The 17,756-nt window shown below is 63.4% G+C and carries 11 protein-coding genes; 6 read left to right on the plus strand and 5 right to left on the minus strand.

Annotated elements, in window-relative coordinates; all coding sequences use genetic code 11:
• Positions 1-88: 88 nt before the first annotated feature.
• The 6 genes from BV071_RS20485 to BV071_RS33375 all read left to right on the plus strand — a co-directional run bounded on the left by BV071_RS20485 (position 89) and on the right by BV071_RS33375 (position 12,736).
• Complete coding sequence (locus BV071_RS20485) at positions 89-8,044, plus strand: malectin domain-containing carbohydrate-binding protein (protein ID WP_265594688.1); 7,956 nt, start codon at positions 89-91, stop codon at positions 8,042-8,044.
• Between the two features lie 159 nt (positions 8,045-8,203).
• On the plus strand, positions 8,204-9,121 hold the full coding sequence (gene rfbD / locus BV071_RS20490) for a dTDP-4-dehydrorhamnose reductase (RefSeq protein WP_035611340.1): 918 nt from the start codon (positions 8,204-8,206) through the stop codon (positions 9,119-9,121).
• A gap of 49 nt (positions 9,122-9,170) precedes the next feature.
• Entirely contained in the window at positions 9,171-10,280 is a 1,110-nt protein-coding gene (rfbB, locus tag BV071_RS20495; protein ID WP_035611342.1) for a dTDP-glucose 4,6-dehydratase, read from the plus strand.
• A 21-nt stretch (positions 10,281-10,301) separates the two neighbouring features.
• Entirely contained in the window at positions 10,302-11,213 is a 912-nt protein-coding gene (rfbA, locus tag BV071_RS20500) for a glucose-1-phosphate thymidylyltransferase RfbA (protein WP_052573671.1), read from the plus strand.
• A 7-nt stretch (positions 11,214-11,220) separates the two neighbouring features.
• The gene (locus tag BV071_RS20505) at positions 11,221-11,976 is read left to right on the plus strand and encodes a hypothetical protein (RefSeq protein ID WP_035611343.1); all 756 of its coding nucleotides are present in this window, start codon (positions 11,221-11,223) and stop codon (positions 11,974-11,976) included.
• Positions 11,977-12,082: 106 nt separating this feature from the next.
• Entirely contained in the window at positions 12,083-12,736 is a 654-nt protein-coding gene (locus BV071_RS33375) for a polysaccharide biosynthesis/export family protein (protein ID WP_081886130.1), read from the plus strand.
• 209 nt (positions 12,737-12,945) lie between these two features.
• On the opposite strand, the gene BV071_RS20515 is transcribed toward BV071_RS33375, so the two are convergent.
• The 5 genes from BV071_RS20515 to BV071_RS20535 form a co-directional block, all read right to left on the minus strand.
• The gene (locus BV071_RS20515; protein WP_265594689.1) at positions 12,946-14,214 is read right to left on the minus strand and encodes a fibronectin type III domain-containing protein; all 1,269 of its coding nucleotides are present in this window, start codon (positions 14,212-14,214) and stop codon (positions 12,946-12,948) included.
• 378 nt (positions 14,215-14,592) lie between these two features.
• On the minus strand, positions 14,593-15,168 hold the full coding sequence (locus tag BV071_RS20520) for a hypothetical protein (RefSeq protein WP_035611347.1): 576 nt from the start codon (positions 15,166-15,168) through the stop codon (positions 14,593-14,595).
• 79 nt (positions 15,169-15,247) lie between these two features.
• Positions 15,248-16,114, minus strand: a complete 867-nt coding sequence (locus BV071_RS20525) for a hypothetical protein (RefSeq protein ID WP_265594690.1) — start codon at positions 16,112-16,114, stop codon at positions 15,248-15,250.
• 41 nt (positions 16,115-16,155) lie between these two features.
• Positions 16,156-16,446: a hypothetical protein gene (locus BV071_RS20530; protein WP_035611351.1), complete on the minus strand. Its 291-nt coding sequence runs from the start codon at positions 16,444-16,446 to the stop codon at positions 16,156-16,158.
• A gap of 15 nt (positions 16,447-16,461) precedes the next feature.
• A complete protein-coding gene (locus BV071_RS20535; RefSeq protein WP_035611352.1) occupies positions 16,462-17,730 on the minus strand; it encodes a hypothetical protein in 1,269 nt (422 codons plus the stop codon).
• Positions 17,731-17,756 lie beyond the last annotated feature (26 nt).

The following is a 17,756-nucleotide window of genomic DNA, read 5'->3' on the forward strand; positions in this document are numbered from 1 at the left end:
TCTTGCCCCTAGCGGGTACCGTCGCAAGCTATCGGTGTTTCGCCGACCGAGCAGTCGCCATACCTTAGCCGCTTTGCTTGCGGTTGCCGTGCTGGCACCCCTTGCCCAAGCCCAAGTCGGCTTTTCCTACAGCCGGGTCAACGGCTTGAAGGTTGGCAACACCAACAAGGCCAGCAAGGTCACCTCCTTGCAGTTCGGTCCGGACAACAAGCTCTACTATCTGCAGTCGAACGGCACGGTGTGGTTCTGCACCGTCAATCGCATCGCCAAGGACAACTACGAGGCGACCGGTCTCACCAATATCGACTTGGTGAAGAACATGCCGAACTACGACGACAACGGTGTGTACAATCCGGCACCGATGCCGAACAATCAGAACTACCGCCAGGCCACTGGCCTGTTGGTGACGGGCACGGCGGCGAACCCGGTGATCTACGTGACTTCGAGCGACCCGCGCGAAGGTGCCGGTTCCGGGGCGACGGACCTGAACCTGGACACCAATTCCGGCGTGGTTTCCCGCCTGACTAAGAATGGCAGCGGGGTGTGGGAGAAGGTGGACCTGGTGCGCGGCCTGCCGCGCTCGGAAGAGAACCACGCCACCAATGGTATCAATTTGGACCCTACCGGCACGAAGTTGCTGGTGGCGCAGGGCGGCAGCACGAACGCGGGCTCGCCCTCGAACAACTTCGCCTTCGCCTGCGAGCAGGCGCTGGCCGCCTGCGTGCTCTCGGTCGACCTTGCTGCGCTCGACGCGATGCCGATCCTGACCGACGGTCAGGGGCAGAAGTACATCTACAATCTGCCGACGGTCAACGACCCCACTCCGACCCGTGCCGACTCGGGCGGTCCCGCTGGCTTCACGGACCTGAACGACCCCTTCGGTGGCAATGACGGCCTGAACCAGGCGAAGCTCGTGGAAGGTGGACCGGTGCAGGTCTTTGCCGCCGGCTTCCGCAATCCCTACGACGTGATGGTCGCGAAAACGCCGGGACGTGTGGGCAAGATCTACACCTTCGACAACGCCGCCAACAACGGTTGGGGCGGCTACCCGAAGAACGAGGGATTGGCGACGGTGACCAACGAGTGGGTCTCCGGCGAGCCGGGCACGGTAAACAACCACGACAGCCTGCAGCTTATCAGCCAAGGCTACTACGGTGGCCACCCGAACCCGATCCGTGCGAATCCGACCGGGGCCGGCTGGCTGCACTTCGATGACAGCGGTGCCGGCCTGGTGTATTCCGCGAGCCCGACGACGGACTGGCCGCCGGTGCCGGCAAGCATGGCGGATATCCGCCAATCCGACTTCAGGCTGCCGGGCGCTGCCAACGGCGCTCTGTGGACGAACACCGCCTCCACTTGCGGCATCGCCGAGTACACTGCTTCGAACTTCGGCGGCGCGATGGTAGGCAACATCATCGCCGCGCAGTTCTCCTCCGGTGCCGTGCAGCGGATCGTGATGAACGCGGATGGCACGCAGGCGCTGAGCAGCACCATCATCCTTTCCGCCAGCGGCTTCGGCAGCCCGCTGGACATTGCCATTCCAGGCACCGGCGCGGCTCCAGCGCTCACGGGCACCATCTTCGTGGCGCATTACCTGAGCAGCGACCCGGGCATCACCGTGCTGGAGCCGACCGACTTCGAAAGCGGCAGCGCACCCTGCACCGGTGACAACAGCTACACACTGGACGAGGACAACGACGGCTACTCGAATGCGGACGAGATTCTCAATGCCTCCGATCCGTGCTCGCCGGCCGTGCGTCCTCCGGATGCCGACGGTGACTTCCTCTCCGACCTGCTCGATACCGACGACGACAACGACGGCATCGCCGACTCGCAGGATGTCTTCCCGATCGACCGCCTGAACGGTGCGAACGTCGGCATCCCGGCAACCTATGACTTCTTCAACACGACGAACGGCTTCTTCGCGATCGGCCTGACCGGCGTGATGCTGAATCCCGGTGTCGACTACACCCAGCGGATGGACGTGGACGAGCTGATCGCGGGTGGCACCGCGGGTCTCTACACCGATCCTTCGATCGGCGCGGGCACCCCGCTGGGCGAGGCGAACAGCCAGATGAACGCCTTCCAATTCGGCGTGAATGTGGATGAGAGCACGGGTCCCTTCCGCGTGATTGGCGGACTCGGCGGCCTGCTCTTCAACGGCACTCCCACGGGCCAACAATCGCAGGGCATCTTCATCGGCAACGGTGACCAGGACAACTACGTGAAGGTGGCGGTGAACGCCAACGGCGGCCCCGGCGCGATCGAAGTCGTGCACGAGGAGAACGGTGTGGTGCTGGCCAACAACCTGTATCCGCAGGCTGGCCTCTTCTCCGGCACGGTGAAGCTGAGCTTCGTGGTGAACCCGATCGCGGGCACGGTGCAGCCTGGCTACGCGGTCGATTCCGGTGCCTTCATCAACGTGGGCCCGGCGCTCATCGTGGGCGGCAAGATCCGCGACGTGTTGCACGGTTCCAGCGGCATGGCCGTGGGCCTGCTCGCCAGCACCAATGGTGCCGCCACCCCGAGCTTCAACGCGACCTGGGACTACTTCTACCTGCAGCCGATCACCAGCACCGCCTCCGCGAGCCTGATGATCAACAGCAACACGGGCAGCATCCTCAGCTCGAGCACGAATTCCGGCGGCTCCTTCCAGCTGACCAACAATTCCACCGGCGGCCAGAAAATCGTCTCCGCCGTGATCGACCTCAGCACTGCGATGCTGCCGGACGTGGTCTTCGACCCGAACCACACCGCGGGTGACAATGATGGCAACGGCTACACGCCCGAGCCCTACTCGGCGGGCGTGACCCCGGTCGGCACCTTCGAAGCCTTCCATAACGGCGTGAACTCCATCGAGGGCTACACCTCGCTGCGCATCACCTCCGACCCGGCCTCGAACTTCGGTCCGGGTACGACGCTGGCATTCTCCGCTGACGTGGACCCGACCAGCATCAAGGGCACGACCGGCCCCGGCCCGAACCAGTCGTCGAGCGTCAACGGCCTCGAACTGTCCGGCACGACTGTCACTGTGACCTTTGATGACGGCACCGTGCGCAAGATCCGCACCGGCGGTCATTCGGTGGCCGGCTTCACGCAGAGCAACAAGACTTCCTATGCCGTGCTGGAAGATGGCAAGCCGGCGACCCCGGCGGTCAGCGTTCCAGGCAAGTCCTCTCCCTACGTGGCGAACACTCAGCCGATCGTGCGCGTGGCCGGCACGCCGGGTTCGACCGTGAAGCTGTGGATCCTGCACACCTCGCTGGATCAGGATGCGGTGATCCCGCCGTACGATATCGATCCCTTCGAGGCGAACAACGTCACTTCCTTCGACCTCAAGACCGACGTGATCGGCACTGCCGGTTATGTCGACTTTAAGGATGCCAACCAGGTCACGCTGACTTCCACGACTGGCGGCATCAACTACCTCTACGCGGTGGCGCTGGATGCGAATGGCAAGCGTTCCTCCTGCTCGAATATCCTGACGATCGACTACGATCCGAATGCGACGGATGTCGCGCTGAAGCGCGTGAATGCCGGCGGCCCGGCCTTCACCGACACCGTGGGCCACACTTGGGATGCTGACAATGGGTTCACCTCCGGCAGCACGCAGAGCTATGCGAATGCGATCGCGGGCACGGAGGATGACGTGCTCTACCAGAGCTTCCGCTACGATGACTCCCCGTCGACCCCGCTCGACTACTCCTTCCAGGTGCAGAACGGGAATTACATGGTGAAGCTGCACTTCGCCGAGACCTGGTCGGGCATCACAGCCGCCGGGCAGCGCGTCTTCGACGTCCTGCTGGAAGGCCAGACGGTGCTGCACAACTACGACGTCTTCGCCGTGGCCGGTGCGAACACCGCGCGGGTGGAGACCTTCCAGACGCCGGTGACCGATGGCAACCTGACGATCGGCCTGCGCAAGATCACCCAGAACCCCTTCATCAGCGCGATCGAGGTCTACTACCTCGGCGGCGGTTCGGGTCCGGACACGGACCCGCCGACCACGCCGGGCACGCTGGCGGCCAGCAACCTGAAGTCTGGCAGCCTGACCCTGACTTGGGCGGCTTCCATCGACGACAAGGCCGTGACGGGCTACCGGGTCTTCCGCAACAGCGTGGACTTGGGCACCACCACCTCGCTGAGCTTCCCGCAGACCGGGCTGACGCCGCAAACGGGCTACACCTATGAGGTGCAGGCCTTCGATGCTGCGGGCAACCTCTCCGAGCGCGCTTCCCTGCCGGTGACCACGCCGGCGGATACCGAGGCCCCGACGACGCCGGGCAACTTCAAGGGCATGGCCGGCAACCAGACCGCCACGCTCTCGTGGCTCGCTTCCACGGACGACACCGCGGTGACGGGCTACCGGGTCTACCGGGATAGCATCCTGGTGAACACCACCGCCACCCTGGGCTTCAGCGAAGGCGGGCTGACGAACGGCAGCAACTATAGCTACCAGGTGATCGCCTTCGACGCGAGCGGCAAAACCTCCGCGGCAGCCACCACCATCGTCCGGCCACGTGCCATCGTTGGCGCGGTTTACCGCATCGACTGCGGTCTCGCCACCGGCACGACCACGGATACCTTGGGCAACGTCTGGAGCGCAGACGGCTTCAACAACGGCGTGGGCCTCACTGACAACAGCAGCATTCAGATCGCCGGCACCACCGATGATGTGATGTATCGCAGCCGCCGCTATGACGGTCCTACCGGTGCCGAGCTGAAGTATACGCTCCCGGTCGCCAATGGTGACTACGAGCTGCGCCTGCATTTTGCGGAAACCACCTCGGCCTTCGCCAGCCCGGTCGGCCAGCGCGTCTTCGACGTGAAGGTCCAGGACCAACTGGCGATCGATAACCTCGATATCGTCGCTACGGCGGGCTACGGCACCGCGCTGATGATTCCGCTCCCGGTGACGGTGACTAATGGCAGCGCGACCGTGGAGTTCATCCACAACGCCGGCCTGAACAACCCGACGATCTCCGGCATCGAGCTCTACCAACTTGAGCCGCCGCCGGCGGATGTCCTGGCACCGACGCAGCCGGGAAGCTTCACCGTGACCGGCACCACCGCGGGCACTGTTTCGCTGGCTTGGACCTCTTCCTCCGACAACGTGGGAGTGACCGGCTACCGGATCAGCCGCAACGGCGGTGCCCCGGTGACCGTGACCGGCCTGAGCTACAATGATACCGGCCTGGCTCCGGGCACGCTCTACAACTACTCGATCGTGGCGGTGGACGCCGCGGCGAATGCCTCTACGGCAGCGACGACGCAAGGAACCACCGGGCCGGACGTGACTGCGCCAACGACCCCGGGTTTGCTGGTGATTACCTCGGGCAACGGCACTGCCGCCCTGAGCTGGCAGGCCTCCACCGACGACGTGGGCGTGACGGGCTACCGGATCTACAAGGACAACGTCCTGCTCGAGACGGTGGCGAGCCTGAGCTACACAGCCACCGGCTTGACCAATGAGACGACTTACGCCTTCAAGGTCCGGGCGATCGACGGTTTCCTCAACGAGTCGGCAGCGGCGCAGGGCACCGTGACGCCGCGTGCGCTGGGCCCGGTGGCCTACCGGATCGATTGCGGCCAGATTGGCGCCGGGTATTCCTTTACCGACCCGTCCGGGAACGTTTGGGCGAAGGACGATTACTACAACGCCTCGAACACGAACGTGACCACGGTGACCAGCACCATCACGGGCACGACCAATCCGGAGATCTACAAGACCTTCCACTCGAAGACACGGACCTCCTCCACGCCGCTGAAGTACGAGTTCCCGGTGACGAACGGCACCTATGAAGTGCGCCTGTACTTTGCCGAGACCTCCAGTTCCGGGACCTCGGCTGGCTACCGCCAGTTCAACGTCCTGGTCGAAGGGGCGGTGGCGCTCCAGAATCTTGACGTGTTTGCCGAGGCGGGTGGCCAATACAAGGCGCTCGTGAAGGTCCTGCCCGCCGTGGTTACGGACGGAAAGGTCACGCTGGACTTCCAGAACGCGACCCCGACGGCGATCCAGAATCCCTTCGTCTCCGGCATTGAGATCTTCCCGGTTCTCTCCAGTGCTTCCGGTGATAGCCAGGCACCGACCCAGCCGGGCAACCTCCAAGTCTCCAACCTGGCGGCTAACAGCCTGACGCTGGGCTGGCCGGCCTCCACCGATAACACCGGCGTGACCGGCTATCGCGTCTACCGGAACTCGGTGCTGATCGACACGGTCACTACGCTGACCTTCAACGACACCGGCCTGACCCCGGGCACGCTCTACCACTATGAAGTGCGGGCGATCGACCAAGCGGCGAATGCCTCGACCCCGGCGACGCTGGATGTGACGACCACGGCTCCGGACAGTCAGCCTCCTTCGACTCCGGGCAGCTTGGCCGCCACGCCGGCACTGAGCGAGATCGGCCTGACTTGGGCCGCCTCCACAGACAATGTGGGAGTGACCGGCTACAAGGTCTATCGAGGTGGCAGCTTCCTGACCACGGTGGCTGCGGGCACGCTGTCCTTCAATGATACCGGACTGACCAGCGGCACGCACTACAACTACGAGGTGATCGCGGTGGATGCCATCGGGAATGCCTCCACGCCCGCCGCGATCGGTGCGACCACGCTGACGGATACCGTGGTGCCCTCGGCACCCGGCACTCTGGGCGGCACGCCGGCCTTCACCACGGTGGCCCTGACTTGGGGCGCTGCCACGGACAACGTGGGAGTGACCGGTTACCGCATCTATCGCGGAGCCCTGCTGGTGAATACCGTGGCCACGCTCAATTACTCCGACCAGGACCTGATCCCGGGCACGCTCTATCATTACGAGGTGCGTGCGATCGATGGAGCTGGCAATGCCTCCGCGCCGGTCACGCTGGACACTACCACCGTGGCGGACAACCAGGCACCAAGCACCCCGTTGGGCTTCGATGCGACGCCGGGCGACCAGAGCGTGGCCCTGACTTGGGCGCCTTCCACGGACAACGTGGGACTCGCGGGCTACGAGATCCGTCGTAACAACACGGTGATCGCCAACGTCGCGGTCCCGAGCTACACGGACAGCGGCCTGACCAACGCCGTGCTCTACACCTACCAGGTGCGGGCGGTCGACCTGGCGGGCAATGTCTCGGCCTTCGTCACCGACTCGGCCAAGCCACGGGCCTTGGGCGCGAACTTCTACCGCGTGGATGCCGGCTACACCGGCTCGCCCTACCAGGACAGCACCGGCAAGACCTGGGTCTCCGACGTGTCCTACGCGGCCTTCGGCAGCGTCAGTACCTCGCCCAACGCGATTGCAGGGACGGTGGACGATACGATCTTCCAGACCGAGCGGTACGACGGGGCCTCCAGCGGTGCCAACTTGGCCTACGACTTCCCGCTGCCCTCCGGCGAATACGAGGTGCGCCTTTACCTGGCGGAAACCTACGTGGGTGTCACGGGTCCGGGGCAGCGCGTGTTCGACGTGCGGGCGGAAGGCAACATCGCCATCGATGACTTGGACATCTGGGCCCGGGTCGGTTCGAACACAGCCCTAGTCGTGAGCTTCCCGGTCACGGTGACGGACGGGGTGCTCGATCTGGACTTCATCCACCTGAACATTCAGAACCCGAAGGTTTGCGGCATCGAGATCAACGCGATCCAGCCGGCGACCAATCCGCAGACCTTCGAGCAGTGGCTGGCCGCGAACGGGCTGGCCGGGCAGACGAATGCGGACTCGGACGGCGGCGGCCTCAGTAACCTGGCGGAGTACGAACTGCAGATGAACCCGAACGACCGGAGCGACGACTTCGAGTGGGTGCTGAAGCTGAACAAGCCGAACCTGGAGACCGACGGGACTCTCGCCCTGCCCAAGCTGAAGCCGATCGGGAACTACTACCTGCATCGTAGCGACAATCCCGCCACGCTGAACCAGGTGAGCAACCGGATACTGACCATTACCAAGGCGCAGATCCAAGCGATGACCCAGGCCCAGCGCGACAACTACACGGTTCCGGCAAGCGGAGCTCCAGGCAAGAGCGCCTTCTACCGCCTGATCTTCGAGCCGGTTCCTTGAATGATTGCCAGCGCCCCGGAGGGTTTGCCCTTCCTTCCGGGGCGTCTCTTTTCCTCTCCCTCTCCATAGCCCGGCGGCGCTGCCGCTTGGGAAACCGCCCGCAAGTCATCACCCCATGCTGCTTGCAGCCGGTCCGCTGTTCACACCCCACCCCGCTGGATGAAACGTCCCCCCCGTATCGTCATTGTTGGTGCCGCAGGCCGTCTCGGCCAGGCACTTGAGGCCCGCTTCTCGCGGGATGCCACGGTCATCGGACTCGCCCGTCCGGAAATCGATCTGTCTTCGCCGCAATCGATCAAGCACGCGCTGGAGCCCCTGAAATTCGACCATCTGATCCTGCCCGCCGCGATGACGGCGGTGGACGCCTGTGAGTCGAGCCAGGATCAGGCCTATGCGGTCAATGCGGTGGCACCGGGAGTGATCGCGAAAATCTGTGCCGCCAAGAAGGCGCACATGACCCACTTCAGCACCGACTACGTTTTCGATGGCAAAAAGGAGGGCGCCTATGCCGAGGACGATGCCCCGCATCCGCTCGGCGTTTATGGCGACTCGAAGTTGAAGGGCGAGCAGGCGGTGCTTGAGGCCAGCCCCCACCACTTGGTGGTTCGGGTTTCCTGGCTCTACGGCCCGGGCAAGGCTGCCTTCCCCGAGTGGATTGTGGACCAGGCCTGCAGCAAGCCGGAGCTCCAGCTACCCGCTGACAAGACCGGCTCGCCAATCTCGTCCACCGACATTGCTGATCTGTTGGATCCCTTGCTCTTCGGCTCCGCCGGTGAACCGGCCAGCGGCATCTACCATCTCTGCAATTCCGGCTCCTGCACTCATCAGGAGTGGGGCCAAGCCTGTCTCGATCTGGCTGCCGAAATGGGCGCTCCGTTGCAAACCCGCACCATCGGCGCGAACACCCTGGCGGACATCAAGGCCTTTGTCGCCAGGCGTCCGCCCAACAGCGTGATGAGCACCGCAAAGTACACGGACTTCACCGGCACAACGCCCCGGCACTGGCTGGAGGCGCTGCGCGAGCACTTCGCCAGCTCCGAAACGCTCCGCAAGTATCAGGCGGCGTCCTGCGGTTGACGTCCCGGTTATCATTCCTGCAAAACTTCACCCTTTCCCTTCCCACCCCATGAACCTGCTTATTACCGGCGGTGCCGGCTTTATCGGATCGAATCTCGTCCACTACCTCCTGCGCGATGCCTCGGCCGAGCTCGGCGTGTCGATCGACAAGGTAGTCAATCTCGACAAGCTGACCTACGCGGGCAACCGCTCGAGCCTCGATGACCTGGATTCAGATCCGCGGCACATCTTCGTCCAGGGCGACATCTGCGACGAGAAGTTCGTCGGCGGTCTGCTCCGCGAGCACAAAATCGATGCCGTGATGCACCTTGCGGCCGAGTCCCACGTGGACCGCTCGATCGATGGCCCTGAGGCCTTCATCATGACCAATGTGGTGGGCACCTTCAAGCTGCTGGATGCCTTCCGGAAGTACCTGGCTGAAAGCGGCCGCACCAAGCTGCCGAACTACGGCAAGTCGATTGCCGATGGCGGTGAGTCTGCCTTCCTCCACGTCTCCACGGACGAAGTGTTCGGCTCGCTGGGTGCTGAGGATCCGATGTTCTGCGAGACCACCCCGTATTCGCCTAACAGCCCTTACAGCGCCTCGAAGGCGGGCAGCGATCACCTCGCGCGCGCCTACCACCACACCTACGGGATGCCGGTGATCACCACCAATTGCTCGAACAACTATGGCCCCTTCCAGTTCCCGGAGAAGCTGCTGCCGCTGATGATCCAGAAGACCCTGCGCGGCGAATCCCTGCCGGTCTATGGCGATGGCACGAACATCCGCGACTGGCTCTACGTGGAAGACCACTGCCGCGGCCTCGCCACGGCCTTGGTCCGCGGCACCATGGGTGAGACCTACGTGATCGGCGGCAAGAACGAGATCCGCAACATCGATGTGGTCCGTGCCCTGATCAAGACGGTGCACGAACTGGCCCCGGAAAGCGCGACCAAGAGCGCCGACGAGCTGATCACCTACGTCAAGGACCGCCCGGGCCACGACCAGCGCTATGCGATCGATCCCGCCCGCATCGAGAACGAGCTGGGCTGGTATCCACGCGAGAACTTCGAGTCCGGCCTGCGCAAGACGGTGCAATGGTACCTCGACAATCAGGAGTGGATCAGCGCCATTGAGAATGGCAGCTATCGTGGCGAACGCCTCGGCACCCTTGCCTGAACCCTTCGACCTCCTCTCCTCATGGTTGTTCCAGAAGCCAATTACCTCGCCCCTTCGCCCGAAGACCTTGCGCTGCGCAAGGGGATCATCCTCGCCGGCGGCACCGGCAGCCGCTTGTTCCCCATGACCCACTCGGTCAGCAAGCAGCTCATCCCGGTCTATGACAAGCCGATGATCTACTACCCCCTGACCGTGCTGATGCTGGCCGGGGTGAAGGAGATCCTCCTGATTTCCACGCCGCGCGATCTGCCGGCTTTCGAGCACCTGTTAGGCGATGGCTCGCAGTGGGGCTTGGAGATTTCCTATGCACCGCAGCCGAAGCCGGAAGGCCTCGCGCAGGCATTCCTCATTGGCGAGGAGTTCCTCGCCGGGGAACCTGCCTGCCTGGTGCTGGGCGATAACCTCTTCTATGGCCACGACCTGGCGAAGTCGCTGATGGCGGCCTCCCGCCGGAAGGACGGCGCCACGGTCTTCGGGTATCACACCAAAGAGCCGGAGCAATACGGCGTGGTGGAGTTCGACGCCAATGGCAACGTGGTCTCCTTGGAGGAGAAGCCGGCGAAGCCGAAGTCGAACTACGCGGTCCCCGGCATCTACTTCTACGACAACAAGGTCGTGGAATTCGCCAAGGCGCTCAAGCCATCGCCGCGCGGGGAGCTGGAGATTACCGATCTCAACCGGGTCTATCTGGAGAATGGCAACTTGCGCGTCGAGCTGCTCGGCCGCGGCACCACTTGGCTGGATACCGGCACGCCTGACTCGCTTGCGGATGCGACACAGTTCGTGCAGGTGATCCAGCAACGCCAGGGCCTGAAGATCGCCTGTCCGGAGGAAGTGGCCTTCCTGCAAGGCCGCATTGACCGGGCCAAGCTCAACGAGTCGATCCAGAAGTACGCCAAGACCCCGTATGGCGAATATCTCGCCACTCTCTGACCCGGCCATGTCTTCCCGTATTTCAGAAACTTGGGCCGGCCTGAATGCCGATGCCCGTGCCCGGCTCGAAACGCGCGACTACTCCAGCGGGGATCTCGCCCTGCGGCTCGGCAGCACGGGGGTGAATGCCTCCGAGGCAATCAACGGCAAGGCTGCGCTCGTGGAAGCCGGTGCTTGGATCCCGGGTGTGGAGATGTTCTCCCGTCGGGTATTCCAACAGAAGGGCAGGGGATATTTCGGCGAGCTGACCCGCCTCAACGAGGGAACGCTGGAGCGGCTCGGGATCGCGCCGCGGCAGTGGGCATCCGCGCTGATGCACCGGGACAGTGCGAAGGGCTTCCACATCCATCCGCCGTACATTCCGGCCGGGGAGGACCCCGCGGTTTGGTTCAAGAAGCTCTATATCGACGAACCGGAAAACTACGCCCTGCGGCCCTACGACCGCGAGCAGTGGGACGTGATGTTCTTCCTCACCGGCATCTGCGAGATGCTGCTGGTGGATGAGCGCGCGGGCATGCCGCGCCGTGTGATGCGCTTTGTGATCCCGGGCGACAGTCGCCCCGGTCCCGACAATGCCGCAGTGATCATCCCTTCCGGGGTGGCCCACGCCCTCCGGAATGTCGGCAATGAGGACCTGATCATGGTCTATGGGACCAGCACGGTCTTCAATCCCGAGTGGGAAGGCCGCATCGCCAGCGATGTGGAGAAATGCCCCCTGCCCGCCGATTGGGACCGCTATCTGGCCAGTCCCGGCCCCGCCTGAATCGATCGAATCCCATCTAACCTACCGTCGCGACATCACCCATCGTGACAAGCCTAGCAGAATCTGTTAAACCCCATCTGTTCATCTCCACCTAAACGACAATCCGATGACTACGACAGCCCTAAGCAAACCCAATTCCTCATGGCGTCGCCTCCCCCGCGGCTTTGCCTCGATCCTGATGGCCATGATGGCCGTCGCCCTCAGCGGCTTCTTCTCCTCCTGTGAGACTGCCGAGCCCTACCAGCCGATCCCCGAGGCCGCGATGCGTGACCGCTCCAGCGGTACACTGTCCCCGGGTGACGTGATCGTCGTCAGCTATCCCGGCGCGCCCGAGCTGAACACCACCCAGCGCATCGCCGCCAATGGCCGCGTCAGCCTGCCGAAGGTGGGTGACGTGAGCGCCGCCGGCAAAAGCGTGGCCTCGCTGCAATCGCAGCTCTCCGGGATGTACACCGCCCATCTGACGAATCCAACTGTGCTGGTGGCCGTCGAAACCGCCGCTGCCGGTGTCTACGTCGCTGGTGAGGTGACCCGCCCGGGCAAGATCCCCTTGGATCGCCCGATGACCGCCTTCGAGGCCGTCATGGAAGCCGGTGGTTTCTCGAAGTTCGCCAATCCGAAGCAGGTGACCGTCGTCCGCAATCAGAGCGGCAAGCAACAGCGCTACTCCCTGAACTTCGACGATACCCTGCGTGCCGGTGGCCAAGCCTTCTACCTGCGCCCCTTCGACACGGTGTACGTGAACAAGAGCCGCTGGTAATCCTCCGCTTCGCGGCAGATCGGTCCCGTTTATTCGAACCACGGCCCGCCTTTACCGGCGGGCCGTTTTTGTTGTGGGACGAGCGCCCGGGGGATACCGGTCGGGGAAATGTCCTGATCTCACGCCGCAAAGGAGTGAACGCGAAAACAAAACGGCCCGCCGGGTGAGGGCGGGCCGTTGTTAAGAAGCTTGAGCCACGCCGGAACGGACTACTCCGTCACCAGCTTGTAGAAGCGCTTGTTCCCAGTGACGGCCGCAGGGTCGATGATGGTGATGCTGCCGCTGGTATTCACTTGGGTGGAGATGAGCGTCCAATTGCTCAGGTCGTTGGAGGCGTAGATCTGCACGCTGCTCAGCAGTCCGCCGCTCAATTGGAAGCTCAGGCTGCGATCCAGGTTCATGGTCATCTGCGCGACCTTCAGGGTTGGCGCGGCACCGGCTGCTGGATTCACGGTGAGGACCGCCGGTCCGCCGCTGGCGCTGGCGGTGCCGCGGTAGAGGTCGACGGTGTAGTTGCCTTCATGGGCCTCCGCCACGCTGCTGATCAGCAACTGGGCGGATGTGGCACCGGTGATGGCCACGTTGTTCCGCTTCCACTGGTAGCTCACCGGACCGGTGGCGGCAGCTGCGACCTCGAGCACTGCGGATTCGCCTTCAGTGCGGGTCAGGCTCGCCGGATTGCTGGTCACGATCACTGCGTCGGTGGTCCGGGGCAGCGCGTCGCTCGGCACAAAGTTGGGATCATTGCTCAGCACCACGCGGTCGAGACAGGTGCCCTGCTCACGTGTGCGGACTTTGAAGGTATGGGCACCGGCCGTCAGGGTATAGCTGCGCGGGGCGCCAGCGGGAATATGGATGCGCTTCCAGATCCAATCGGCGGCGCGCGGCTCGGTGGTATCGGGAATGACGTAGACGTGGAAGATGTCCTCGGTCCCGTTGTCCATGGTCACGAAGAAGGAGTCCATGCTCGCCGCGGAGGCCTTCACCCGGCACCACACCTGATAGTCGCCCGCCGTGGCGATATCGAAGCTCATACGGGTGTAGCCGTTGGTCGCCGTCGCGTAGTTGTTCGTGTCCACGTAGACATCGGTTCCCGTGCCCATGATCGTGGCCGGCGCGTTCAGCTGGCCGTTCTCCGCCTCCAGCAGCACCAGCCGCGAGCTGGGATCCGGCTCGGTGGGTTCCTGGGAGGTGTAGGTGAGCGGAATCTCCGCGGAGAAGGGACTCTCCTGGAGGGAAGTATTGTAGGCTTTCACCGAGCAATAATAAGTCCGGCCGCTGGCAAGTCCGCTGACGGACCCTACGATATTATTGCCGACATCCACTACATTCGTGTACTGGCCGCGCAGCTCGCCCCAATAAATTTTATATCCGGCAATGTTGGTCTCTGGATTGCGGTCCCAACCCACCGTGATCGCCCCCGTTCCCGCTCCCATGGCGGGAAGAGCGAGAGCTAGAAGGACCAATGCAGACTGCATGACCCACCAAGGAAAAATTCTCGATCTTCCAGAATAGAGCATTAGGAAAGGTAAATTTTTCAAGAATAGATAGAAAGATTTAAATTCCATGTTAGATTGGTATTCCCGTAGATCGTTGGTTTTTCGGCACCTCTGGTGAAAGAAATGTCGAAAATCCGACGGTGAGGGAATTTAGCGGAGCTTAAGCTGCTCCGGGACGCCCGGGACAATCCGGGCATTTACGAACAGAATGAAAGTCCCTAACAATCAGTGGGCTTCGCCTCTAGCAGTTAGGTTTGTGCCGGAAATTGCAATTCTGGCTCCGCCGGGGTCAGCGCTTCGGGAGTCCCGGGGGAATCCCGGCACTAGCACCTATAGGCCTGTCCCCAGCCCAAGACCTCACCAAGTCTTGATGTCGTCCTCGCCGCCTGGTTTGCCGTCCTTGCCGTAGCTGTAGACGATCGCGACCTTGTTGCGGACCACATTGCCCGGCTTGAGGGGATCAGGGATCTCCAGGTTGTGGCCGCTGTCGAAGATGACGTGGAAGGGGTGGCCCCACGAATCGTAAAGGCCCTCAGGTCTTTGGCCTGAGCCTCCTTTGCTGTAAAACAGGCCGCCCTTGGTCTTCACCCTGGTTTCTTCGACCGTAAGGAAGCGGATCTGCCTCTTGTTCTGCATCGAGTCGCCGAGGTCTTCCTTGCCGAGGAGCACGGTGAGAAGCTTCGCGCCTTCCTCGCCTTCGGTCAGCAGCTCTTTGCCGGCGGGGGCTGGCTGCGGGAGGCTGCCGTAGGTGGCGTAGAATCCTTCGATGGCTTGAAGCAGCCCTGTGGCGTTGATCTTGGCTTGGACGGTTCGCTGGGTCGTGTCGGAACTGACAGGGATTTTGAATATTCCCATCGCCAGCAGGAAGAGCGCGAAAACCCCAAGGGCTCCCCGGATGATCTTGCTGCGAGCGGCGTCGCGAAGCATGCCCATGAGCTGAAGTCTAACATGGCGCGCCGTTCTGTCACCATTGCTTCATGGGCCTTGGCGGATCGCCCCTCGCTGATCCGCCCTAGAGCAGCGCCTTGAGGATCTTCCCGATCAACTCGCCGATGGGAATCTCCATCAGGAACACCGCCAGCAGAGGGAGCCCGGCGGGGATGGCGATCGCGAGCAGGGATTTTCGGGTGAAGGGAATGATGCGCATGGATTTGACCGCCTCGAAGATGGCACCGATGTCGCAGGTGGGGCCGAGTTCGGGCGCTTCCAGGATCGTGCGGTCGGAGACGGGGCGCCCTTCCATCCATTGTTGGTGGACCAAGCGGCCATGGCGCGCGATGAGCTGGCTGTATTCGGCCACGGCCTTGCGCTTCTGTTTGCGCAGGAAGGGGATGAAGACCAGCAGCGGGGAAATGCAGAGCACGAGGCTCAAGGCGATGTAGATCACGGCCTGCATCCTGAAGGACTGGACATGGACTCCGTGCCAAGTGACTTCGTGGGCCCACTTTGAGGCGAGCACGCAGGAGCAGGCGAAGGCCAGCGGAGCGAAGATCGTGGGAAAACCTTCGATGAAGCCGAGCCCGCCAAGGCGATCGGGGTGGGGCGCCACGATCTTGAGGCCGAGCCTCAGGATCCGCTTGAGTAGTGCGGCCAGGATGACGATCCGCCACAGCCAGCCGAAGAGGAAGACCTGGAAGATCGGCCGCGAGACACAGAGATACCACCAGCCGCCGAAGCCGAGCTCATCGTGATCGATCGCCCAGTCCAGCTCCTCCAGCCGATGTCCAGTCTGCGGGACCAGGACCCAGACGAGAATCATCGTGGCGATCGCGATCCATGGCAGGATCGAGCTCCGCAGGCGGATGATCCCGGCGATCACTTCACCCAGCGCGGGAATCTTCTCCTCGGGCACCAGCCCCATGTCCACGAAGCGCGGCAAGAGCCGCTTCAGCGCCGAGCGGCACAGGCGCTCGGCGAAGATCAGGACCGGCAGGGCGAAGAGAAAGCGGGAGTGGATCCCGAAGTGCTTCTCAAGGGCTCACCGGTCGCGCTGTAGAAAAGGTGATTGGTAGCCCATGCCCAGAGCACCAGCGGCACCCAGGCCAGGGTGGTGAAGATGACAATCCGGCGGAGCACTCCGTCCCTGCCATTGGAGGGCAGGATGTGCAGCCGCTGTTCCAAGCGGAACCAAGGGTCACCGCGCACCAAGTCGAACTCCGCGGCGCCGGTGCCGCTCTTCTTTTCAGGAGGGGATGGCGTGGCGGAGTCCATGGGCGGGCGGCCTTGTTACTTGTTAGGATAAGGCACGGCGGTGATCTTCCAGCCCGCGGCCTTGATGCCGGCCTCCGCGGCCGGAGACAGGCTGCCGGTGTGGACCAGAACCTTGGGTGCCGTGCCGAGATCATCGCGCTGGGCGAAGCCGGCGACCTCCTCCGTCCATGTCACATGGTCGACTGGCGCGGGCACCTGCAGCTCGCCACTGGCCGTGGTGCCACCGGGCAGGCGGCCGAGCACCGGCAGGCTCACATAGTTCGCGGCACCGGAGCGCTGCTGAGCGGCGAGAATGGCCAGGCCATTGATCAGGAAGTCCGCTTGCTCCGCGGACTCGAATGCATTGGCCAGCCGGATCACGTTGCCGCGCCCCTTGGCATCCGACAGCGCTTCCAGATAGTTGACGATGCGATGGCGACGCGTGGTGCTGAGCGCCCGCTGGATTTGGAAGTCCTTGATGTCTTCCGGGATCACCCCCATGGCCGCGAGCGCGCGTTCATCTCGTAAGGCCAGTTCGCTGGCGGTAAGCGCGTAGGTGTCCTCCGGGATGCCGACCATCTCGGTGGCGGCCACGGCGACGCCGGCGGAGGCAGCTGCCGCCCCGATGCGCAGGGGCAGCCCGCCGGCGAAGAAGGCCCAGGTGACTTTGTCCAACTCCTCCTGGAGACGCGGATTGTCGGCATAGGGATCGACGCCCAGCTGCTTGGCGGTATCCAGCTTCGCCTTGTCGAAACCGGCGGCACCTTTCGCGGCATTGCCGATGCCTTTGGCCGCTTGGCCGGAGCTGGGCGGGGCCTCACCAGTTACGGCTCCTTCAACGCGATCCACGGTCTTCACGACGCCGCGGCCGACCGCGGAGCCGACCTTGCCAAAAAAGTGGCCGACGGTCTTCGGTGCCTGCTTCACGGACTCCACCGGATTGGTGACGATATTCTTCACCGCCTCCACCGGTTGCTCGATGGAGCGCTTCATGCCCTCCGCGAAAAGGTCGCTCTTGCTGGTCTCCACCAGCTTGCGGATGGCCTCCGCTTCCTTGATGCGGGCCTTCGCCTGCGGCACGCCGGTCGCCTCGAAGGTGCCGAAATCGGTATCGATGGTGAAGTAGGCCATGTAGCCATCGGTGGGCACTTGCTCGCGAACACGGTGCGAGGGGCCCTTGAGGGATGCGCCAGGCAGCAGATCTCCGGCGTGGAGCATGACGCCCTGCTCGTAAGCGGCGGGCGCTTGGGCAGAAGCATTTGCCGCGAGCAAGGCGGCGACGGTGAGGATGGACCACGATTTCATCAGAGGCGGTTCAAGGGGTTTGGTTG

Origin of the sequence: Haloferula sp. BvORR071, from assembly GCF_000739615.1 — a bacterium.
Lineage (GTDB): Bacteria > Verrucomicrobiota > Verrucomicrobiia > Verrucomicrobiales > Akkermansiaceae > Haloferula.